Here is a 22141-nt window from a genome sequence, read left to right as displayed (position 1 = left end):
ACTTGGGCGACTCCCCAAGTCGGATCGGAGAAGTGGCGTGAGCGAGCGTTCAATGGACACAGCCGAGCCCTCGCCCATTCCGGAGCGCAGTGCAGACGTGAGCGACTCATCGACACGAGGTCCATCGCGCATGCCGAGGCGAAGCGGAGACAGGAACGGCGTCCAGACACGCGTATTCGGAATCCGGCACCATGGCCCCGGTTCGGCGCGTTCGCTGCGCTTGGCGCTGGAGCGTTTTCAGCCTGACGCCATTCTGATCGAAGGTCCCGCCGACGCGGACCCGTTGGTTGCCTACGCCGCCGCCGAGGGCATGGCGCCCCCGGTCGCGTTGCTGGGTTATGTCCCGGATTCACCTTCCCGCGCGGCATTCTGGCCTTTCGCGATCTTCTCGCCGGAATGGCAGGCACTGAGCTATGCCGCCGAACACGATGTCTCCGTCGGCTTCTGCGACCTCCCCGCCGCCAACACCCTGGCCCTGGACGATGCGCCCGGCGACCGCACCGACCCCCTCGCCGCCCTGGCGACGGCCGCCGGTTACGACGACCCCGAGCGCTGGTGGGACGCCATCATCGAATCAGCCGCCGACGCAGACGTTTTCGACGCCATCACCGAGGCCATGGCCGCCCTGCGCGAGGACGCCGGTGAGATGGACCCCACTGCCGAACCCGATCCTGCCGCGCGCACTGATCCCGGCTCCGACGATCACCGTCAGCCACCAGACATCGCCCTACCCGCCACCACGGATGATCCACGTACGTCGCACCAACCCGCCAATGCGGTCGCAGACCGGAACGAGCCGGGCCCAGGCACGACGGCAACCACAGCAAATCGCTCCACAACCGCCGATCACGCTGCATTGTCTGGGATTCGCGGCACTACCGAGCACGGTTCGCTGGAAGACGGCGCCTCACCGCATGATGCCGGGACCACTCCGGTCGACGTCGAGACCAACCACGAACCCAGATCCGCTGCCAAGCGTGAGCCAGGAAGCACGGCACCCGACACCACTGCCGCAGCGCAAGACCCTGGCACCGCCGAACAAGGCCCACTAAAAAACATCACCCAACAGAACAATGCGCAAATCGCTCCAGGGGACAACATCGAGGCAAGCCGGAGACGCGGACCTGCCGCCAGGCATGAGTCGAGATCCGACACCACTGCCGCACCGCAAGATCCCGGCAGGGCCGAACGCGGTTCGCTCGAAGACACCGCCGCACTGCATGATGCGGAGATCACTCCGTGGAATGACATCGAGGCTGGCTGGAGACGCGGATCCGCTGGCAGGCGCAAGCCGGGAGGCACGGCGTCCGACATCACTGCCGCACCGGAAGATTCCGGTAGGGCCGGACGCGGTTCGCTGGAAGATGCTGCCGCATTGGATGATTCGGACGCACTAGCCCGGGGCGACATCGGGTCGCCGATCGATCTGCACACGCTGCGGCGTGAGGCGTATATGCGGCAGACGATTCGTAAGGCGGTGAAGGGGGGTGCACGGCGGGTCGCGGTGGTGTGTGGGGCGTGGCATGCGCCCGCGCTGGCGGGTGAGCTGGGATCGGCGGCGGCCGATGTGCGGCTGCTCAAGGGGTTGCCGAAGGTGAAGGTGGCGTTGACCTGGGTGCCTTGGACGCATTCGCGGCTGGCGGGGGCGTCGGGGTATGGCGCGGGGGTCACCTCGCCGGGGTGGTACCACCACTTGTTCACCGAGACCGATCGGCCGATCGCGCGCTGGCTGACCAAGGTGGCGGCCACCTTGCGCACCCATGATCTGCCGGTGTCCAGTGCGCACATCATCGAATCGGTCCGGCTCGCCGAGACTCTCGCGGTGCTGCGCGGGCGGCCGCTGCCCGGGCTGTCGGAGGTCACCGACGCCACCCGTGCGGTGCTGTGCGAGGGCGATGAGGCCATGTTGCGGCTGATCACCGGTGAACTGGTGGTCGGCGAGGCGCTCGGATCGGTGCCGGAAGACACCCCGGCGGTGCCGCTGGACGCGGACCTGCGGTCACGGGCCCGGACACTGCGCCTGCCCCAGCAGGCATTGACCAAGCAGTGGGATCTGGACCTGCGCAAGGAGCGCGACGTGGCGCGCTCGCATCTGCTGCATCGGCTTCGGCTGCTCGGAATAGGCTGGGGCGTACCGACATCCAGTGAGGTCCGCAATACCGGAACCTTCCGGGAGACCTGGTCGCTGCGGTGGGAGCCCGAACTGGCCATCGCGGTCATCGAGGCCTCGCGCTGGGGTACCACGATCGAATCCGCCGCCGAAGCGAAGGTGCTGGACACCGCCGCCGACGCCACCGTGGCCGGCGTGAGCGGCGCGCTGGAGCTGGCCCTGCTCGCCGACCTCGGCGGAGCCGTGGACCCGCTGGTGAGCCGCCTGGAATCGGTGGCCGCGCTGGATCACGACGTCACCAACCTGCTGGCCGCTCTGCCCGGCCTGGTCCGCACGCTGCGCTACGGCGATGTGCGCGGCACCGACGTGAATGCGCTGGCCCGCGTCGCCGACGGCCTGCTGATCCGCATCTGCGCCGGCCTGCCCGGCGCGGTCACCGGACTCGACGCCGACGCCGCCGCGGCACTGCGCGCCCTGCTGGACGCCGCACATCTGGCCCTTGCCACCCGCGACGACGAGTGGGCCACCCGCGAATGGCACGGCGCCCTGCGCAAACTCGCCGATCGCGCCGATGTGCACGGTGCGCTGGTCGGCCGGGCGGTGCGGCTGCTGTGCGATGTCGGCGTCATCGACGACGCCGAATCGGCCCGACGCCTGTCGGTCGCGCTGTCGATCGGCCACTCGCCCACCGAAAAGGCCGCGTGGATCGACGGATTCCTCGGCGGCCGTGGCCTGCTACTGGTACACGACCGAAACCTGTTACGCCGCATAGATTCCTGGTTGCGCGAGCTGCACGAGGATCAGTTCGTCGCGACCCTGCCGCTGCTGCGCCGCACGTTCGGCGCCTTCGAATCCGGTGAGCGCCAGGCGATCGCCCAAGCGGTCCGCGATGGCGGTCCGATCACGACGGGGGCGTCCGCAACCGCCGATTACGACCTGGCCCTGGGCACGCTCGCCTTGGCAGCGGTCACCGAAATCCTGGAGGTCCTGTGATCTCGGTTCATCGCGGTACACACCCGCACCCTGGCAATTCCGATGCCCGCTGCTCGGACACTCGTCATTCCGGTGTGCTTCGGCGTGCAGCGAATCACGATAAATCCCGGCCGAAACCGCACCGGGACAACCGAAGTAGGCCACTGACGGACAGGCGGCACTCGTGACCGATACACCGGTAACCAACACCGACGGCGACCAGGCCCGCCGCTGGCGGCTGATCCTCGGCGCACCCGCCACATCCTGTCTGGGCGGGCTGGGATCCGGCGGCGATACGGAGATGGATCGGGCGCTGTCCGCGCTGTACAACGCCGACGAGCTGACCGCGGCCGAGAAGCGCAGCGGCAGCCTGGGCGGTTCCGCACCCAAGGTCGCCCGGTGGCTCGGCGATATCCGCAGCTACTTCCCCTCCACGGTGGTGGAGGTGATGCAGCGTGACGCCGTGGAGCGCCTCGATCTCGCCCAGCTGTTGCTCGAACCGGAACTGCTCGAGGCCGTCGAACCCGATGTGCATCTGGTCGGCACGCTGCTGAGCCTGAACAAGGTGATGCCCGAGACCACCCGCGCTACCGCCCGCATGGTGGTGGAACGGGTCGTGCGCGAGATCGAGCGGCGGATCGCCGCCCGGACGATCGCCGCGGTGTCGGGCGCGCTGAATCGGGCCGCGCGCGTCTCGCGTCCACGGCTGCGCGATATCGACTGGGATCGCACCATCCGCCGCAACCTCGCGCACTACCTGCCGGAGCATCGCACGGTCGTACCGGAGCGGCTGGTCGGCTACGGCCGCAGGGCCCAAGCCGTGCGACGCGACGTGGTACTGGCGATCGACCAGTCCGGCTCGATGGCCTCGAGTGTGGTGTACGCGTCGGTATTCGGCGCGGTCCTGGCCACGATGCGGTCGCTGCGGACCTCCCTGGTGGTCTTCGACACGGCCGTGGTCGACCTCACCGACCAGCTGTCGGACCCGGTCGAGGTGCTGTTCGGCACCCAACTCGGCGGCGGCACCGATATCAACCGGGCCATCGCCTACAGCCAGCAGCTGATCACGCGCCCGGCCGACACCCTGTTCGTGCTGATCTCCGATCTGTACGAGGGCGGTGTGCGCGAGGAGATGCTGCGCCGCATCGGCGCGATGAAGGAGGCGGGCGTCCAGGTGCTGGCCCTGTTGGCCCTGTCCGACGACGGCGCACCCGCCTACGACCACGGCAATGCCGCGGCCCTGGCCGCCCTGGGCGTTCCGGCGTTCGCCTGCACACCCGACAAATTCCCGGAACTGCTGGCGCTGGCCCTGGACCGCGGCGACGTGCAGACCTGGGCCAACGCCAACGCCGGTTAGGCGCCCGAGCCACTGCTCCCGAAGGAGGTGGCACTCTCCACGAACTGCATCACCGCCTGCACCATCCCTACACCAGAGCTCAACACCCCGAACGCCTGACCGATGATGCCGAAGGGATTCATCGCACTCCTTGTCCGAGCGTCGCAAGAAACGGGCATATCGAACATGCCGATCCTACGATTCAGAGACCGATCGGTACGTATTAACGCGCGAAACAGGCGGCAATCGTCGTCATACGTTCGAATCCGGACGAACGCAACGAGGCAGCCGGTCTGGTCTGCCTGCTCGCCCCGAGACCCGTCACAGGTCCGCGATGGCGGCCAGCGGGGGTGTGCGCGCGGCCCGGACTCCGGGCCACACCGCCGCCAGCACGCCGACCACACCGGAACCGATCAGCATGAGCACGATCTGGGTCCATGGAATGGCGATCGTGCTGATGCCCAGATCGCTGAGGGTGCGCAGGAACCCGGCGCCCAGACCGAGGCCGAGCACCACGCCGACGACCGCGCCGAATACCGCGATCAGCATCGATTCGAGGTAGATGGTGCGCCGGACCTGTGGTCGCAGCATGCCGACCGCGCGCAGCATGCCGATCTCGCGGCGGCGTTCGACCACCGACAGCGCGAGGGTGTTGACGATACCGAGCACCGCGATCACGACCGCCAAGGCCAGCAGCCCGTACAGGATCGCGAGCATGGTGTCGATCTGTTTGCCCTCGGTGCCCTTGAATTCCTCCCGGTTCTCCACCTGCACCACGACGAACGGCGCCGTGGCCTTGACCAGGTTCGCCCGCAGGAGGTTCAGATCCGTGCCGGGGGCCGCGGTGATCAGCGCCAGCACGTCGGTGCGGAACGCGACGGGCATGATCTGGGTGTACAGCGCCGGGGACACCACCATCGACCCGAGCAACTGGGTGTCCTTGAAGATCCCGGACACGGTGACGGTATACGGCTTATCGTCCAGGCCGGTCAGCTGCACACTCTGCCCGGCGTGCCAATTATGCTTTCCCGCTTCGGTTTCCGAGACCTGGATCTCGTTGCCATCGAGTGCGGAACCGCCGCTGCGGATCTGGTAGTTCAACACCGGGCTCATCGGCCCGTCCGGTGAGATGCCGTACACCTGCTCGTCGCCGACCTTGAGCTCCACGCCGCCTAAGGCCACCACATCCCGAACGCCCGCAACGCCTCTGGCCGCCTGCGCCGCACCGGGCGGCACCCCGATCAGCTGCGGACCGGACAGGATGTAGTCGGCCTTGACTCCCTGGTCCACCAGATCGCTCACGCTGGCCTTGGCCGAGGAGCCGAGCATCGCGATCGCCGAGACCAGCATCAGCCCGAGGGTCAGCGCGAACGCCGTCGCGGCGGTGCGCCGCGGATTGCGCACGGCGTTGTTGCGGGACATCCGCCCGACCGGGCCGAACGGGCGCACCAACGTGCCGAGCACCGTCAGCACCGGACGGGACAGCGCGGGCGAGGCGAACAGCACCGCGAAAATCAGTGCCGCCGCGCCGATTCCGACGGTCAGCGCCGCGTTGCCGCCGGTATGCCGCGCCCCGAGAGCGACGAGTACGACTCCGGCCACCGCCAGGACCACTCCGATCCAGGTGCGGACTCGAAGCGACTCGCCGACCGAGGCGAACTCCTCACGCATCGCCTCCACCGGCGCGAGCAGGGCCGCCCGCCGCGCCGGGGCGTAGGCGCTGACCACGGTCACCACCAGCCCGGTGCCCAGCGAGATGAGGACGGTCCGCGGCAGCACCTGCATGGATCCGGTGGGCAGCCCGAGATGGAACGCGTTGAGCGCCCCGGACAATCCGAAGGCCAGCGCGACCCCTCCGCCCAAACCGATCGCACTGCCGATCAATCCGATGATCGCCGCCTCGCCGACCACCGACCAGCCGACCTGCCCGCGGCTCGCGCCGACCGCCCGCAGCAGTGCCAGCTCACGCAGCCGCTGGGCCACGATCATGGAGAAGGTGTTGTAGATGATGAAGGTGCCCACCAGCAGTGCGATCGCGCCGAACGCGAGCAGGAAGTAGTTCACGAATTTCAGCGCGTTACCGACCTGGGTCTTGGCGTCGGCACGCACCTGATCACCGTCCACCACCTTGTAGTCCGGCAGCACACGGGACAGCCGGTCGCGCACGGTATCGGCCGGAACCCCGTGCGCGGTGGCGATATCCAGGTAGTCCACATGCTGGCCGTCGGTGAACAGCTGGCGCGCCTGCGCGTCGTCGAACAGGATCCCGATGAATCCGCCGGAATCCGACGACATGGTGTAGAGGCCACTGATGGTGACGTCCACATTCCCCTTGGCGGGCACCAGGATCGTGGCGTGGTCGCCGACCGCCAGCCCGGCCTTCTTCGCCCCGCCGGTATTGATCGCGATCTGCCCCGACTGTGCGGGCGGCGCACCCGCGACGAACGTCGGTGACTGGGCGACGGCCTTGCCCGGCGGTAGATACGACTGCCCCAGGCTCGGCGCGCCGCCGGTCTGCACCGCATGCCCGTTCTTCAGCAGCACGATCGGCCCCCGCACCGCGGGCGCGACCGCGCGCACCCCGGGCGTCGCGCTGATCGTGTTCACGGTGTCGAGCGGAATGCCTATCGACTCACGGCCTTTGGGCTCCACCCGTACGTCCACGCCCTTGGCCTGGTCGGCGAAGATCCCGTCGAAGGTGCGCTGCAGGGTGTCGGTGAATACGAAGGAGCCCGCGACGAAGGCGGTCCCGAGGATCACCGACAGCAGCGTCAACGCCAGGCGCACCTTGTGCGCGGCGAGATTGCGCAGGGCGACCCTGCGCATGGGGTGCACGGCCATTACAGGCTCTCCAGCTTTTTCATCCGGTCCAGCACGGAATCGGCGGTGGGATCGCGCAGTTCGTCCACGATCGCACCGTCGGCCAGGAAGATCACGCGATCGGCGAAGGAGGCGGCGTGCGGTTCGTGGGTGACGATGACGACGGTCTGACCGAACTCGTCCACAGCCGCGCGCAGGATGGACAGCACCTCACCGGACGAGCGCGAGTCCAGATTTCCGGTGGGCTCGTCGCCGAAGATGATGTCGGGCTGACCCGCCAGCGCCCGCGCGCACGCCACCCGCTGCTGCTGCCCACCGGACAGTTCGCTGGGCCGGTGCGTGAGCCGGTCTCGCAGGCCCAGTCGGTCGATCACCGTGTCGAGCCACTCACGATCGGGTGCGCGTCCGGCGATATCCAGCGGCAGGGTGATGTTCTCCAGCGCGGTCAGCGTCGGTACCAGGTTGAACGCCTGGAAGACGAAGCCGATGCGGTCTCGGCGTAGCCGGGTCATCTGTTTGTCCGACAGACCGGTTAGATCGGTATCGCCGATCCGCACCGTGCCGGACGTGGACGAATCCAGCCCGGCCAGGCAGTGCATGAGGGTGGACTTACCGGACCCCGACGGTCCCATGATGGCGGTGAACTCGCCGCGAGCGAAGTCGGCCGACACGCCGTCCAGCGCCCGGACCTGGGTGTCGCCGATCCCGTAGAGCTTCACCAGATCGGTGGCGCGGGCGGCGATCGCCTCGGCGGCGCCAGCGGCCTGACCTGCGGTGGAGGCAGAAGTTTCGGAGCTTGCGTGCGTTTCGGTGCCCAGGGCATCGGCAGTCATGGTGTCCAGTCTTCCGAAACCCGCGCGCCCGCGCCATCAGGGATTTCCCCGAGTACCGCCGGGACCACCCTCGAGCTAGCGCATCGTCCCAGATCAGCCCATCGATCCGATGATCACCAACACGATGAGTACCAGCACCACCACACCGATGATGATGCCGATGATCAGGCCGGTATTGGATTTGCGCTGCGGCGGCATCGGCGCGGGCGTATACCCGCCACCGTATCCGCCGCCCGGGTGCGAATACGCCACACCAGGCTGCTGCTGGTAGACCGCGCTGGGCTGCTGGTGATACACCGAGCTGGGCTGCTGATACATCGGCTGCACAGCCGGACCGGATATCCCGTTCATCGGACCGGGAGCGGGCATCGCGGTCGGCATCGGAGTGGGCATGGGCGTCGGGGGCGCGGCCGTATGCGGCATCGCGGCCTGGGCGGTATGCGGGATCGGCGGTCCGGTCCGCGGTCCCATCTGCTGGCCGACCGTCGGTATGGCGCCGCCGGTGTACGGCGGCGCCACCGGCATCTGCGGTGAGCTGGGTATGGCGAGCGCGCGCCGCGCGGCGACGGCGAAGTCCACGCACTTGGCGAATCTGTCGTCCGGGCGCTTGGACATCGCCTTGATCAGCACCGCGTCCAGCGCGGGCGGCAGCCCGGTCCGCACCGAACTCAGCGCCGGCGGCGGCTGTTGCAGATGACCGCGGATCACTGCGGCCGGATTGGACGCCGCGAACGGGCCCGTACCGGTGAACAGCCAGAACAGGCTGCACGCCAGCGAGTACTGATCCGAGCGCCCGTCCAGCGAGGCGCCGGTGAGCTGCTCGGGCGAGGCGTAGGCCAGCGTCGCGGTGAACGTGCCGGTCTGGGTGAGGTGGCCGCCGTCGTCGCGCAGCCGGGCGATGCCGAAGTCGGTGAGATAGACCCGTTCACCCTTACCGCCGGTCGAGCGCGCGAGCAAAATATTCGCGGGCTTCACATCGCGGTGCAGGACGTCGTTGTCGTGCGCGTAGTCCAGCGCCTCGGCGACCTCACCGATGATCTGCACCGCGCGTTCGGGCGGCAGCCGGGTCGGTTCCACGCTGGCGGCATCGATACCGTCGATGTACTGCATGGAGATCCACAGCTGCCCGTCCTCGAGACCACGGTCGTAGACGGTCACGATATTGGGATGGTCCAGCTGGGCGACCAGGTCGGCCTCACGCTCGAAGCGGGCACGAATCTCGTGGTCGGACACCATTTCCCGGTTCAGCAGCTTGAGCGCTGTCTTGCGGGGCAGCCGCGGATGTTTGGCGAGGTAGACCGACCCCATGCCGCCGCGCCCGAGCAGCTGCTCGATCAGATATCCGGCGAAAATCTCACCGTTGTCCACCATGCGCGCTCCCAATTCCCTTGCCGCGCACCGGGACCCGTCAGTGCACGACCGTACAGCGTGAACTCCGTCGCCGACTGCCCGACCACGGGAAACACCGAAACCATAGCAGTCCTGTACGACCGGCACGCCGCAGCCGCGGAACAGCCGTAGCGATCGAAGCAGACATTCCGCTGGTCCGGCGGGCGGTCGGCTACTTGTCGGTGGGTGTCGATACGCTCGCCCCATGCGAATTGGAGCACATGTTCGGGACGACGGTGATCCGATCGGCTTCGGCGAGAAGCTCGGCGCCGAGGTCATCCAGCTGTTCGTGGTGGATCCGCAGAGTTGGGACAAGCCCCAGCCGCATCCGCAGACCGAGCAGATCGTGGCCAGCCCGATCGACGTGGTGGTGCACTCCTCGTATCAGATCAACGTGGCCAGCACCAACAACCGCCTGCGCATGCCCTCGCGCCAGGCTGTCGCGTTGCAGGCCCAGGCCGCGGCCGAACTCGGCGCGTTCGGCCTCGTGGTGCACGGCGGCCATGTCCGCTCGGACAGTGAGATCGAGGCGGGCATTGTGAACTGGCGCAAACTGTTCGAGCGCCAGCAGGACAAGGGCGGTTTCGCGGTCCCGATCCTGATCGAGAACACCGCCGGCGGAAATCACGCGATGGCCCGGTATTTCGATTCCATCGCCCGACTGTGGGACGCGGTGGGCGATTTCGGCGCGGGTTTCTGCCTGGACACCTGCCACGCCTGGGCCGGCGGTGAGGAGCTGGTCGGCGTCGTCGACCGGATCCGGGGCATCACCGGACGCATCGACCTGGTCCATCTGAACTCCTCGCGCGACGAGTTCGATTCCGGCGCGGACCGGCACGCCAACTTCTCCGAGGGCACCATCGACCCGCAGCTGCTGGCCGAGGTGTGCCGCACCGCCGACGCCCCGGTGATCCTGGAGACCCCCGCCGAGGGCCTCGCCGAAGACCTGGCCTACCTGCGCGAACATATCGCCTGAGCCGGGGCCCGGGTTTCGATCGGGCTGACCGCAAATCTGGTTTCGCCCCGCCGCACGGTGATGTGCTCATTACGCACCCGGCTCCGAGCGAAAGGCCTGCCCATGTCCGTCGATTACGCAGCACAGACAGACACATCCCTCGAGGTGGTCAAGCTCGGAACCCACATCGGCGCGCAGATCGACGGAGTACGGCTGGGCGGCGACCTGAGCGCCGAAGCCGTCGCGTCGATTCGCGCCGCGCTGAACGAGCACAAGGTGATCTTCTTCCGCGGCCAGCAGCATCTGACCGAGGAGGGCCAGTACGCATTCGCCCAGCTGCTCGGCTCGCCCACCACACCCCACCCGACGGTCACCTCGCACGGCGTGCGCAGCCTGGCCATCGACTCGCACACCGGCCGCGCCAACAGCTGGCACACCGACGTCACCTTCGTCGACCGGGTGCCGAAGGCCTCGATCCTGCGAGCGGTGTCACTGCCCAGCTACGGCGGCTCGACCACCTGGGCCTCCACGGTGGCCGCCTACGCCGCGCTGCCCGAGCCACTCAAACTCCTCGCCGAGAATCTGCGCGCCCGGCACACCAACACCTACGACTACGCCGCCCGCCACAACGTAGATCCCACCGAGGACAACAAGGCGTACCGCGCGGAATTCGAATCGGCCTATTACGAGACCGAGCATCCGGTCGTGCGCGTACACCCGGAAACCGGTGAACGCGCCCTACTGCTGGGCCATTTCGTGAAGCAGTTCGTAGGCCTGGGCAAGTCCGAATCCGATGCCCTGTTCCGGCTGTTCCAGGACCGGGTGACCAGGCTCGAACACACCACACGCTGGAACTGGACACTGGGCGACGTCGCGATCTGGGACAACCGAGCCACGCAGCACTACGCGATCGACGACTACGACGGCGCCGAGCACCGCAAACTGACCCGTATCACCCTCGCCGGCGATATCCCCGTCGGCGTCGACGGCCGCCCGAGCACGATCATCGCCGGAAACGCCGAGCACTACTCGGTAATCGACCGAATCGCCGCCTGAATAGAAAGCCGAAAGTCACAACTGCCGAAAGCTGGTAATGTGCTGTGACTTTCGGCTGTTTCACTCACGGCTCGATCCCCTTATGACAGGGTCGGACCGTGGAGAGGAACGGACCATGCGTGCCCGATCATTGAAAGCTCGACTGTCCGGCACCCGCACGGGTTCGAACGTCTCGAATAAATCCACCCGGCGGATACCTCGCGGCTTGGCCGTTCTCGGACTGCTCGCAGCCGTCCCCACCGCAGCGGTGACGGTGGCGGTCGCCGCGCAGACCCAGGTCCCCAACGCCTCGGCAGCCGCGGCGACGGCCATATCGTCGGGCCCTGCCGCCTCGCCACCGACGATCGTCGAACCCGCCCCGACCTTCTCGCCGAACTCTCCGCCGGTACCGGCTGTCCCACATCAGTCTCTGCCGCATCAGTCTGCGCCGCAGTCTCTGCCGCATCAATCCGTGCCGCATCAATCCATCCCGCGGTCCCCGATGCCCATGAGAAATCCGGCGCCGCCGCCCCCGACGAACTGCGGCTTCCCGCCGTGCAGTCCCGACGGCTTCGGCGCGGACGGCTTCAACCAGTTCGGATACGACCGATTCGGATACGACAGATCCGGCTTCAACCAGCAGGGTTACGACCGATACGGATACGACCGCGGCGGCTTCAACCGAGACGGCCTCAACCGGAACGGGTGCGACCGTTACGGCCACTGCCAGGGGCATCCCGGCGGCGGCCACGGTCCCGTCATCGTTCCGGGAGCACCCGTTCTCCCGGGACCTCCTCCGCCACCGCCGCCCGCCGCGCCCAACCGGCCTCCGTGGCCCTTCAGCGGTAGCGCTGGTTAACCGCACCCGTCCACTGGTTGAATCGACTCATGGAGATTCGGCCGCTGGACGGAGTCCGGGTACTCGAACTGGGCAATTACATCGCCGCGCCCACCGCGGGCCGCATACTCGGCGACTTCGGCGCCGAGGTGATCAAGGTGGAACGCCCCAAAACCGGTGATGAGCTGCGCAACTGGCGGTTGTACGGCGGTGATACCTCGATGCTGTATCGCACGGTCAACCGGAACAAGAAGTCGATCACGCTGGATCTGCGATCCGAGGCCGGGCGAGCGGTCGTCTTGGACCTCGTCACGAGGTGCGATGTGCTGCTGGAGAATTTCCGGCCCGGCATGCTGGAGAAGTGGGGTCTCGGACCGGAGGAACTGACGAAGGCCAATCCGGATCTGGTGATCACCCGGATCTCCGCGTACGGGCAGACCGGCCCGCTGTCGCAGCGTCCCGGGTTCGCGGCGGTGGCCGAGGCCGTGGGCGGGCTGCGGGAACTGGTCGGCGATCCGGACCGGCCACCGGTGCGGGTGGGCGTGTCGATCGGCGATTCGATCGCCGGGATCTACGCCGCGTTCGGCACCGTGATGGCGCTGTTCCAGCGGGAGCGCTCGGATGATCGGATCCCGTTGCCGCAGCGAGTCATCGACGTGGCGCTGAACGAGTCGATCCTGTCGGTGATGGAATCGCTGGTGCCGGACTACTTCGCCTACGACATCACCCGGGAGCGGGTCGGCGGCCGGATGGAGGGCATCGCGCCCAGCAACGCCTATCCCTGCTCGGACGGGGTGAGCATCATCATCGGCGGCAACGGTGACGCGATCTTCCAGCGGTACATGCGGGTCATCGAGCGCCCCGACCTGGCCGCGGATCCGGAACTGGCCGATAACGCCGGTCGCTGGCGGCACCGCGACCGCCTCGATGCCGCCATCGCGGAGTGGACGCGCCGGCATACCCGGGACGAGGCGCTGGGTATCCTCGAAGAAGCGGCGATTCCGTCCGGACCGATCTATACCGCCGCCGATATCGCGGGCGACGAGCAGTACAGGGCACGCAATATGATTCAGCACTTCCCGGTGGATGTCGGTGAGCCCGAACCGAAACAGGTCGGTTTCCCGGGCATCGTGCCGGTGATCGGCGGGCAATCCCTGCCCATCCGTTCGGTCGGCCCCGACCTCGGCGAACATACGCACGAGGTGCTGTCCGGGCTACTGGGCATGTCCGACACGGAAATTCTCGCACTGGAGGCGAATCCATGAGCGCAGCGAATCATCGACACAACGTGCCTCGGCGCACGACGCCGACGAGTGCCGGCGAGGAGGTGTCGTGAGTCCGATACTTCGCGATGTGACCCTGCGCGACGGCCTTCAACTGACCGGCAAGGTGCTGCCCACCGAACGCAAGGTGGAGATCGTGCGCACACTGCTGAGCCTGGGCGTACCGACGCTGGAGATCGGTTCGATGGCCCGCCCCGATCTGGTGCCGCCGATGGCCAACACCATGGATCTGATCGCGGCACTGGAACCGGAAGAGCTGCAACGCTGCTGGGTGTGGGTGGCCACGCCGCGGCACGTGGAGCGGGCCGCGGCGGCGGGCGTGCGGAACTTCCAGTACTGCTTCTCGGTCTCCGACACGCACAACAAGGCCAATATCGGCCGGACCACGGAGGACAGCGTGGCCGCCATGCCCGACGCGGTCCGGTTCGCGGCCGAGGTCGGCGGATCGATACAGCTCTGTCTGGCGACGGCTTTCACCTGCCCCTTCGAGGGCCCGATCGATCCGCACCGGGTGCTGGCGATCGCGAACGATCCGCGCACGGCCGGGGCCACCGACATCGTGATCGCCGACACCCTCGGGCAGGCCCATCCCGCACAGGTGAGCGACCTCATCGGTGCGGTGCGAACGCAGACTCCCCAGCGCCGCATCGTGTTCCACGGCCACGACACCTGGGGTATGGGCGTGGCCAATTCGCTGGCCGCCATCGCGGCGGGGGCCGATGTGATCGATGGCTCCCTCGGCGGCCTGGGCGGCTGCCCGTTCGCGCCCGGAGCCAGCGGCAACACGTCCTCGGAGGATCTGCTGTTCGCCACCCGTCCGGAGTGGTTCACACCGGATACGCTGGCGACCCTGGTCGGCCTGTCCGGCAGCCTGTTGCCCGACCTCGGCGAACCCAACCGTTCCCGCACGGTGCAGGGCGCGCTGTCCAAGGCGGACGCGTTCGAATGGGTTGTGCGCCAGGAACGGTGACTCCCGGCCCTTCTCATGGTCCGACGAGCTCGATCCCGGTGATGATGTCGGGATGGATGCGGATGATCCGGTACGGCGAACCGGGCAGCCACGGGTCGATCAGGCCTTCGTAGCGCAGTGCGTCGTCCGGATCGGTGACGGCCTCGGTGGTTCCGGTGAGTATCACGCACCAGCCGAGCTGGGTGTGTTCATCGATGGTGTCCACCTCGTAGGCGACAACCTGGCGGTCCACGTGCAGCGGCACGATGCCCAGGTTGGCGTGTACGACCACATCCTCACCGTCGAGGACGTGATTGACCGGCCGGATAGCGGGCAATGCGTAGCGGGCGAAGGCAATTCGGCCGAACCCGACTGTCCCGAGTAGCCGCAGCGAGTCCGCATCGGTCAGCTCTCGCAACTCCCTGCGGCCTTGTTCCGCCATACCCTATTATCCGCCGAAGCGCATCCGCCGTGGGGAGTTCATCCGATTGCGGCCCGTGGTGTCCGATACGACGAACGTGCATCTGCAAACGTCATTTCGGGGGGTTCGTCGCGTAACAACCTCCCGAACAATCACCGCACGTAGAATTACGCACGGATCTCTCGACGCGCGGTTCAAACCTATCGGTTCAAAACTCCGGAGGGGACGTGGACCACACCCATACCGGTGATCAACCGAATATCGCCGCACTACCGTTCTTCTCGCCGCGTCCGATGCGCGACGAACCCGGCGTCGTGGAATTCTCCGAACTCAGCGATCGCCTGGTTCGCCACCTGTTCGATGTCGGCCTGCAATTGCATTCCCTCCGTGCGGTTTTCGACCGCAACGACAGCAGTCCTCGCGAAATCCGTGCCGCCAGCGACGGCGTCACCGACCTGATAGACGACCTGGACCTGCTGATCCGAGACGCCGGCCTGACGATGCTCCTGCTCGAACGCGACCGCCCGGCCCCTGCCTACCCCGAACCGATCCCCCTGCACCGGCGCCGCGGCTGAGCGAGGCCGACTGTCCGGCCGGTCTCACGCCGAGGGGAACTCCATTTCCGCCTCCTGCCCCGGGGCCAGGACGAAGTACGCCAGAAACGTCACGTCCTCATCCAACGCATCGAATCGCGCGATCCGCGCCCCCTGCGGCTCGAAGAACAGATCCCCTGCCCGCAAGATCTGCACCTGCTCCCCCTCGATCTGATACGCCACCACCCCGCTCACGACGTTGCCCACCACCGGGCCGTTGTGCACATGCAACCCCGCTGCGACTCCCGCGGGAATCCGAATCCTCCGAGCCTCGATCCGCCCCGCCGAAATCTCCGGGGACAGTGCCACATCCATCTCGATGGTCCGCGTGATCGCGGCGAACGACTGCTCTTGCGCCATGCCTGAAGTCTACGAGCCGCGCGGCAGCCCGAGCCGCGCGGTCAGGCCGTCCAGCAGGCAGGCCAACGTCCACTCGACCGCGTCGAGCGGCCTCGCGTCGCCGGTGCTCTCGGCGGAATCCCGCGCCGGCCCCTGCCGGCCGCGGAACCAGCGCGCGAATGCCGGGTACCGGTCCAGCAGCGGTTCCAGGATCGGCTCGACGGCGGCGGTCAACTGATCGTCCTCGCGCAGCCCGACCCGCTCGCGCATGCGGCGCTCCTCCGCCGATTGCAGCGCCGACCCGAACAGGTGGCCGTCGACCGCGCCGGTGATCAACGTCAACTCGTCGGCCGAGCGCCCCAGCGGCTCGAGCAGCGCGAAGCGGAAATCGAAGTAGCGCAGTGCATTCGGGCCGACGGGCGGACGGGTGTGCACGAGTTCACCGAACCAGAGATGCCGCGAGAGCACCGCCCAGGTGTCCAGTGCCATCTGTTCGAGCGCGATGCGCCAGTGCGGATCCGGCTCTCGCGGCAGCGGGATCTCGCCGTAGACGGCATCGAGCATCAGGTCGACGAGGCCGTCCTTGCTACCCACATGGCGATACAGCGACATCGGCGTCGAGGCCCCCACGGCGGCGGCCACGCGGCGCATGGTCAGCGCGCGGGCGCCCTCGGCATCGGCGATCGCCAGACCGGCACGCAGGATCTCGGCGCGGCTCAGGCTGGTCGTGGACCGTCCGGGCGGCTCCGGAAGGGACCAGATCAGCGGGTGCGGGTCCACGCGCTCGACCAATCATGGTGCGAAGCAGTGGAAATCGCCCGATCGGCGGCGCTCTTGGTCCGCCCGGATCAGATCGTCGCCTGGCGCTCGCCAACCGCGCCGGTGAACCCCGGGGCGACTGTGGAGTCCGTGCTCCGGCACATCCTGCACAATGCGCTGTGACTGCGACGATTCGGCAACCCGGCCTACATCTACATTCTTACGACAGATTCGTCGGAAACCGGACTTTCGAGCCGGGAAAATGTAGCGATAGGCCGGGCTCACCGATTCGCCTCGCTAGTCGAACTCGTAGGTGACGAAGTCGCGTACCGGTTCGTAACCGATGGCCTGGTAGATCTTGTTCGAGGTGGCGTTGGCCAGGTCGGTGAACAGGCAGACCTGGGAGCCTTCGGCGCGGAGGGTTTTCGAGATATGGGCAGTCAGGGCGCTGGCGTAGCCGTGGGAGCGGTATTCGGGTGGGGTGTAGACCGGGCCTGTTCGGGTCCAACCGAACGCACGTTCCTGGTGACCGGCCATCGCGACCGGACGGTCACCGTCCGTCCACAACCACCAGCGCCCCAGCGCGATACGTGCGGCGACCGAGCCGGGATCCATACCGATGCCCGTCTCCTGCTGCATTACGTCCGACCACTGCGCGCAGAGGTCCGCATCGGCATCGACCGCAACGTGAGCGGCGCCCGAGACGGTCGGGATACGCAGTTCACCCAGGCGGTACAGCCTTTCGAGCCCATCGTGTCGAAATGCTTTGCCCTGCACTACCTGCCACTGCCGGGCAAACGCCAGAGCCGCATCCGGCACCCCCGCAACCCCTGGCAGATCCGGCGTTTTCGTGGACAGGAACCGGACCAGCCCTGATATCACCGCATGGGGCATATCACCCAGATGAAAGGGACGACCGGGCGTACGCAACCCGACACCCACTACCGCGCCATCGGCATGCATCGACACGAACAGCGCGGCGTCCGCGACCAATCCGCTGACATATCGTTCGAGCAGAGTGGCGATCACGGTGTGACGCAGGGGATCCCGAGACAGGAAATCCACAGTGCGACGCTGAAACAGCGCGGCGTCAGTAGTCGACTCGATCCGCATACTTGTTCACGGTAGGCGTTGCGATACTCTCTGGCCCAGCCATTTTCGATCGACAGCTCAGTGTCGATCGTCAAGCCGCCGCCACGTCGGCAACGCGGGTACGCGGACCGAAACTACCTAGCGCTCAGGCCGATCCGTGCGCGTCAGCGCGTAGCTTCAGCAGGACCAGTCCGGCCGTGCACGCGAGCATCAGGCCCGCAACGGTAACCAGGACACGGATTTCGACAATGCCGAGAACCGCACCGGTCAAACCGCCGACGAAGATGAACCACGCCATCAGGCGGGACACAGTCGTCCACGCGGAGCGCGCGGATTCTGCCCCGCCCGAATCGGCCTGTGCCGCTTGCAGCCCAGGTGCCGAGTAAGCTCCCATCACCACTCCTCGATGACGCCACCGGGGGCCGTGAATCTCACTGTGTCCCTCGACAATTTTTGGCGTCTTCACGTGTAACTTTGCCCACACGCTACGGCTTTGTTGCCAAATCGCCACCCGACACGCGGGCGACACGCCGAAGTGACCATTTCGATATCTGAATCATAATCCTTTGACATGACTGGCCGGTACTTTGCCGACCTATCGGCCGTCTGGCACCGCCCCGGCCCCTCGGTTAATGTGAGCCGACTCGAGATGGTTGGAACTCGGGCCTAGTTGAGGAGCAGTACACCGATGCATGGCAGAACGGCGGACGTGGGGGAGCGCGCCGCTGACATCCCGCACCGTCCACCGGGGCCCTGGTCGGAGGCAGCGCCTTGCGCGAGCATCTGAACTCGCTGTTCGAGCCCGGCCAGCCGCGGATGACGACCAGAGTCGCCGGCCTCGCGCTGGCCGCGGGGGCGGTCTCACTCGGCCTGGTGGTGATCGGCGCGTGCGACGTGCGGCCGCACGATGTCTATGTTGCCCCACCGCCGTTGAGTACAAACCTGCCGACTACGGACGGCACCCGCGCACCGACCTCGACCACCCAGGTCGTCTACATCCCGCCGACACCGTCGTGGCACGTGGCCAAGATCACCACACCGCACCCGTCGGTGCTGCCGTCCCTGCCGTCGTACACGTACAACCCGGCCGAACCGTACGCATCCCTCACGCCGTCGTCCGGCCAGAACACCTCATCGAATCCCTCTCCAACGCAATCGGACTCACCCCCCTATACGACCGATCCGGGCTACACCGACGAGCCGGGCGACACGACGACCGCCCGTGCGCCCTACCGCCAGCACCGGACTCCGTCGGAGTAGGGGCGGGACGAGATCCCTACAACTCGACCAACCCGTACCCCGCCACGCGGTCGCTGAGCACCCGCAGATGCTCGAATCCGCCGCCGAACATGCGCTCGATGGCGGTCAGCCGGGCGGTGTAGTGGCTGACCGGGTACTCGGCGGTGACGCCGATCCCGCCGTGCATCTGGATGGCCTCCTGGCCAATGTGCCGGGCCGAGCGGCTGGCCTGCAGGCGGGCGCGCGAGGCGACCAGCGGGTCGGGTGCGCCGTCGGCGAGGCCCGCGGTGAGGTAGAAGCTCATGCTGCGTGCCAGTTCCAGCGAAACATACATATTCGCCGCACGCTGGGTGAGCGCCTGAAACTTCGACAGCGTGACCCCGAATTGCTTACGCGTGGTGAGGTATTCGGTGGTCAGCCGCAGCGCCTCTGTCATCGCGCCGACCGATTCCGCGCACAGGCTCGCCTGCGCGGTGGTGATCTCCGCGCTGATCGCCGCTGCGGCGTCGCCGGGCTCGCCCAGCAATTCGGCTGCGGCCTTGTCGAATTCGAACTGCGCCCCGCGGCTGCCGTCGAAGGTGCGGTACGCGGTACGGGTCGCCGCATCGGCCGCGACCAGGAACAGCCCCGCCGAATCGTCGGGCAGGGCGGCGCTGACCACGAGCGTCTCGGCGCAATCACCGTGCGGCACGGGATTCTTCAGCCCGGTGATCCGATATCCGTCGCCCTCGGCCACGGCACTCGTCGTCAATTCGGTGGCGGGCCACCGGGATCCGGGCTCGGCATGTGCGAACGCCAGCAACGTCTCTCCGGCGGCGACCTGGGGCAGCAGGCGCTGCCGCTGCGCGGGCGTGCCCACCCGGGCGATCAGTCCACCCGGCAACAGCACGGCGTCCAGCAGCGGTTCGGGCGCCAGACGCCGGCCGAATTCCTCCATGACCACCATGGTCTCGACCGGCCCCGCGCCGACTCCACCGTCCTCCTCGCTGAAACTCAGTCCCAGCACACCTAATTCGGCCAGCTGCGACCACACCTCGCGATTCCAGCCCAGTTCGGTATCCAGCACCTTCAGCCTGGACTCCGGATCGTAGTTGCGCGCCAGCAGCTCACGGACCGTGTCGCGCAGCAGGCCCTGTTCATCGGTGAGTTCGAAATCCATGGTCCTGCCTCACAATCCGAGAATCGTGGAGGCGATGATGTTGCGCTGCACCTCACTCGATCCTCCATAGATGGTGGTCTTGCGGAAGTTCAGATAGCCCGGTCCACTGCGCTGCGCCCAGTCGGGGGAGGCGATCGACTCGGCGTCCACCGGCAGCGCGTCCGGCCCGGCGATATCGAGCAGCAGCTCGGTGGCCGCCTGCTGTAACTCCGAACCCCGCAGCTTCAGCACCGAGGAGACCGGATTCGGTTTGCCCTCACTGGAGTTGGCTACCACCCGCAGCAGGGTCAGCTCCAGCGCCAGCAGTTCGTTCTCCAGTTCGGCCAGGCGGGAGGCGAACACCGGATCGCTCAGCAGCGTCTGCCCACCGGATACCGTCTGTGCCGCATACTCCTTCGCGACCGCGAGTTTGACCTTGGTGCGGCCGACGCCGGTGATCCCGGTGCGCTCGTTGCCGAGCAGGAACTTCGCGTAGGTCCAGCCCATATTCTCCTCGCCGACGAGCTGATCGGCGGGTACCCGGACGTTCTCGAAGAAGACCTCGTTGACCTCGTGGTGGCCGTCGATCAGCTTGATCGGCCGGATCGTCACCCCGGGGGTCTTCACGTCGAACAGCAGCAGCGATATGCCCGCCTGCTTCTTGGGCGCCTCGGGATTCGTGCGCACCAGGCAGAAGATCCAGTCGGCGTACTGAGCCAGGGTGGTCCAGATCTTCTGACCGTTGACGATGTAGGAATCGCCGTCGCGCACCGCGGTGGTGCGCAGCGAGGCCAGGTCCGATCCGGCGTCGGGCTCGGAGAAGCCCTGGCACCACCAGATGTCCAGGGCGGCGGTCGCCGGGAGGAAGCGCTCCTTCATCTCCTGCGAGCCGAACTGGGCGATGACCGGGCCGATCATGCTGGCGTTGAAGGTCAGCGGCTCGGGCACGCAGGCCAGCTGGAGTTCGTCCTCCCAGATGTGGCGCTGCAGCGGGGTCCAATCCTTGCCGCCCCATTCGACCGGCCAGTTGGGCACCGCCAGGCCGTGCTCGTGCAGGATCTTGTGCGAAGCGACGATGTCGTCACGGGTCAGCGTGCGACCGAACTTCACCTTCTCCCTGATCTCCTCCGGGATGGCGGTCCGGTAGACCTGCCGCAGTTCGTCCCGGAAGGTCACCGCGTCGGGTGACAAGGCAAGTTTCATGGCATCTCCCACCGTGTCTGCTATCCGGAGCATTGGACGTCCGACTCAAACTTACTCCTCGGTAATCTAACGGTGTCTGGTGGATCACAGCGGCGAATTCGCCCGAATCCGTCATCCACGCGGAGGTACGAGACACCTGACCGGCCACGACCTGGTAGGTTGCTGCGGAGGTAGGCCGCTGCGCGGCCGAGACGAGTTCAAGGAGTTACGACGAGTGAACGGCAGGACCCTCGCGCGTGTGGCCGCGGCAGCGGCCTGCGCCGGAATCGGTGCCGCGACAGTGTTCGGCGCCGCTGCGGCCGACCCAGCACCCAGACCCACCCCCGTCGACACGGCGATCACCCAGCTCAACAAGGCTGCGGGCAAGGATAAGGCCGCCGAGGCCGGGGTGAACAAGCTGGCCAAGACCGCAGACCTGCTCACCGCCACGAAACTCGACTACATCGCGGGCGCGTTCCAGCCGATGTGGTTCTCCTCTCCCACGTTCGGCTGCCCCGGCAACCCGGTTTCGCTGACCATGTCCTCGGGCGAGGCCGGTTCCAACCAGATCAGCAACGGCCTGGCCGGGGGCTACGGCACGGTCCGCTTCCAGGCCGCCCCCGCCGCCGTCGGCTACCCGATCCGCTCGGGCCTCAACATCGCCTGGCTGAACACCGCCAACGGCCGCAGCGGCATCACCCCCATGGACGACAAGACGCAGTACAACCTGCCCGCCCTGTCCAAGACGATCCACACGGGCCCCGGCACCGTCATCGCCTCCCTCTGGGGCTCGGTCACCTACCCCGGCGGCACCTGCGTCATGGCCCCCACGGTGGGCGCGATCTCGGTCTACAACTC

General features: G+C 67.3%; 21 protein-coding genes. 10 read left to right on the top strand and 11 right to left on the bottom strand.

Going from position 1 to position 22141, the window contains the following annotated elements; translation table 11 throughout:
- Positions 1-130 precede the first annotated feature (130 nt).
- Together JZ791_RS45120 and JZ791_RS18245 are read left to right on the top strand one after the other, a co-directional pair.
- Entirely contained in the window at positions 131-3103 is a 2973-nt protein-coding gene (locus JZ791_RS45120; RefSeq protein ID WP_254205900.1) for a DUF5682 family protein, read from the top strand.
- A gap of 163 nt (positions 3104-3266) precedes the next feature.
- Entirely contained in the window at positions 3267-4439 is a 1173-nt protein-coding gene (locus JZ791_RS18245; RefSeq protein ID WP_216896347.1) for a VWA domain-containing protein, read from the top strand.
- Here JZ791_RS18245 and JZ791_RS46050 read toward each other — a convergent pair.
- The 4 genes from JZ791_RS46050 to JZ791_RS18230 all read right to left on the bottom strand — a co-directional run bounded on the left by JZ791_RS46050 (position 4436) and on the right by JZ791_RS18230 (position 9442).
- A complete protein-coding gene (locus JZ791_RS46050) occupies positions 4436-4561 on the bottom strand; it encodes a hypothetical protein (RefSeq protein WP_256461909.1) in 126 nt (41 codons plus the stop codon). The two genes, JZ791_RS18245 and JZ791_RS46050, sit on opposite strands and share 4 nt — an antisense overlap.
- Positions 4562-4739: 178 nt before the next feature.
- Positions 4740-7259, bottom strand: a complete 2520-nt coding sequence (locus JZ791_RS18240) for an ABC transporter permease (RefSeq protein WP_216896346.1) — start codon at positions 7257-7259, stop codon at positions 4740-4742.
- Entirely contained in the window at positions 7259-8071 is an 813-nt protein-coding gene (locus JZ791_RS18235) for an ABC transporter ATP-binding protein (protein WP_254205899.1), read from the bottom strand. The genes JZ791_RS18240 and JZ791_RS18235 overlap by 1 nt, the downstream gene beginning before the upstream one ends.
- 93 nt (positions 8072-8164) lie before the next feature.
- Positions 8165-9442 (bottom strand): serine/threonine-protein kinase, encoded by a 1278-nt coding sequence (locus JZ791_RS18230; RefSeq protein WP_216896345.1) that lies wholly within the window; start codon positions 9440-9442, stop codon positions 8165-8167.
- A gap of 223 nt (positions 9443-9665) precedes the next feature.
- On the opposite strand from JZ791_RS18230, the gene JZ791_RS18225 reads away from it, so the two are divergent.
- The 4 genes from JZ791_RS18225 to JZ791_RS18210 all read left to right on the top strand — a co-directional run bounded on the left by JZ791_RS18225 (position 9666) and on the right by JZ791_RS18210 (position 14541).
- The gene (locus JZ791_RS18225; RefSeq protein ID WP_216896344.1) at positions 9666-10436 is read left to right on the top strand and encodes a deoxyribonuclease IV; all 771 of its coding nucleotides are present in this window, start codon (positions 9666-9668) and stop codon (positions 10434-10436) included.
- Between the two features lie 102 nt (positions 10437-10538).
- A complete protein-coding gene (locus JZ791_RS18220; RefSeq protein ID WP_216896343.1) occupies positions 10539-11471 on the top strand; it encodes a TauD/TfdA dioxygenase family protein in 933 nt (310 codons plus the stop codon).
- 867 nt (positions 11472-12338) lie between these two features.
- Entirely contained in the window at positions 12339-13553 is a 1215-nt protein-coding gene (locus JZ791_RS18215) for a CaiB/BaiF CoA transferase family protein (RefSeq protein ID WP_216896342.1), read from the top strand.
- A 67-nt stretch (positions 13554-13620) separates the two neighbouring features.
- Positions 13621-14541, top strand: a complete 921-nt coding sequence (locus tag JZ791_RS18210; RefSeq protein WP_216896341.1) for a hydroxymethylglutaryl-CoA lyase — start codon at positions 13621-13623, stop codon at positions 14539-14541.
- Positions 14542-14554: 13 nt separating this feature from the next.
- Here JZ791_RS18210 and JZ791_RS18205 read toward each other — a convergent pair whose 3' ends face one another.
- Entirely contained in the window at positions 14555-14962 is a 408-nt protein-coding gene (locus JZ791_RS18205; RefSeq protein WP_216896340.1) for a pyridoxamine 5'-phosphate oxidase family protein, read from the bottom strand.
- Positions 14963-15168: 206 nt separating this feature from the next.
- Between JZ791_RS18205 and JZ791_RS18200 the strand changes: the two genes are divergently transcribed.
- Entirely contained in the window at positions 15169-15516 is a 348-nt protein-coding gene (locus JZ791_RS18200; RefSeq protein WP_216896339.1) for a hypothetical protein, read from the top strand.
- Positions 15517-15540: 24 nt separating this feature from the next.
- Here the strand turns inward: JZ791_RS18200 and JZ791_RS18195 are convergent, their stop codons facing one another.
- Positions 15541-15894 carry a cupin domain-containing protein gene (locus JZ791_RS18195; protein ID WP_216896338.1) on the bottom strand — a complete coding sequence of 118 codons (354 nt, stop codon included), beginning with the start codon at positions 15892-15894 and terminating at the stop codon, positions 15541-15543.
- Between the two features lie 9 nt (positions 15895-15903).
- Positions 15904-16653 carry a TetR/AcrR family transcriptional regulator gene (locus JZ791_RS18190; protein ID WP_308162971.1) on the bottom strand — a complete coding sequence of 250 codons (750 nt, stop codon included), beginning with the start codon at positions 16651-16653 and terminating at the stop codon, positions 15904-15906.
- 27 nt (positions 16654-16680) lie between these two features.
- Here JZ791_RS18190 and JZ791_RS46045 point away from each other — a divergent pair, with 27 nt between their 5' ends.
- Entirely contained in the window at positions 16681-16815 is a 135-nt protein-coding gene (locus JZ791_RS46045) for an aromatic-ring hydroxylase C-terminal domain-containing protein (protein ID WP_256461908.1), read from the top strand.
- A 114-nt stretch (positions 16816-16929) separates the two neighbouring features.
- Here the strand turns inward: JZ791_RS46045 and JZ791_RS18185 are convergent, their stop codons facing one another.
- Both JZ791_RS18185 and JZ791_RS18180 read right to left on the bottom strand, forming a co-directional pair.
- The gene (locus tag JZ791_RS18185) at positions 16930-17745 is read right to left on the bottom strand and encodes a GNAT family N-acetyltransferase (RefSeq protein ID WP_216896337.1); all 816 of its coding nucleotides are present in this window, start codon (positions 17743-17745) and stop codon (positions 16930-16932) included.
- A 124-nt stretch (positions 17746-17869) separates the two neighbouring features.
- Positions 17870-18118, bottom strand: coding sequence for a hypothetical protein (locus JZ791_RS18180; RefSeq protein ID WP_216896378.1), 249 nt, complete (start codon positions 18116-18118; stop codon positions 17870-17872).
- Positions 18119-18495: 377 nt separating this feature from the next.
- On the opposite strand from JZ791_RS18180, the gene JZ791_RS18175 reads away from it, so the two are divergent.
- Complete coding sequence (locus tag JZ791_RS18175; RefSeq protein WP_216896336.1) at positions 18496-18984, top strand: hypothetical protein; 489 nt, start codon at positions 18496-18498, stop codon at positions 18982-18984.
- A 16-nt stretch (positions 18985-19000) separates the two neighbouring features.
- Here JZ791_RS18175 and JZ791_RS18170 read toward each other — a convergent pair whose 3' ends face one another.
- The gene (locus JZ791_RS18170; RefSeq protein WP_216896335.1) at positions 19001-20122 is read right to left on the bottom strand and encodes an acyl-CoA dehydrogenase family protein; all 1122 of its coding nucleotides are present in this window, start codon (positions 20120-20122) and stop codon (positions 19001-19003) included.
- A 9-nt stretch (positions 20123-20131) separates the two neighbouring features.
- Positions 20132-21304: an acyl-CoA dehydrogenase family protein gene (locus JZ791_RS18165; protein WP_216896334.1), complete on the bottom strand. Its 1173-nt coding sequence runs from the start codon at positions 21302-21304 to the stop codon at positions 20132-20134.
- 214 nt (positions 21305-21518) lie between these two features.
- On the opposite strand from JZ791_RS18165, the gene JZ791_RS18160 reads away from it, so the two are divergent.
- Positions 21519-22141: hypothetical protein (locus tag JZ791_RS18160; protein WP_216896333.1), on the top strand; the 623-nt coding region annotated here is incomplete at its 3' end.

Origin of the sequence: Nocardia alni (assembly GCF_019038435.1) — a bacterium.
Lineage (GTDB): Bacteria > Actinomycetota > Actinomycetes > Mycobacteriales > Mycobacteriaceae > Nocardia > Nocardia alni.
This window is presented reverse-complemented; position numbering and strand designations above follow the sequence as displayed.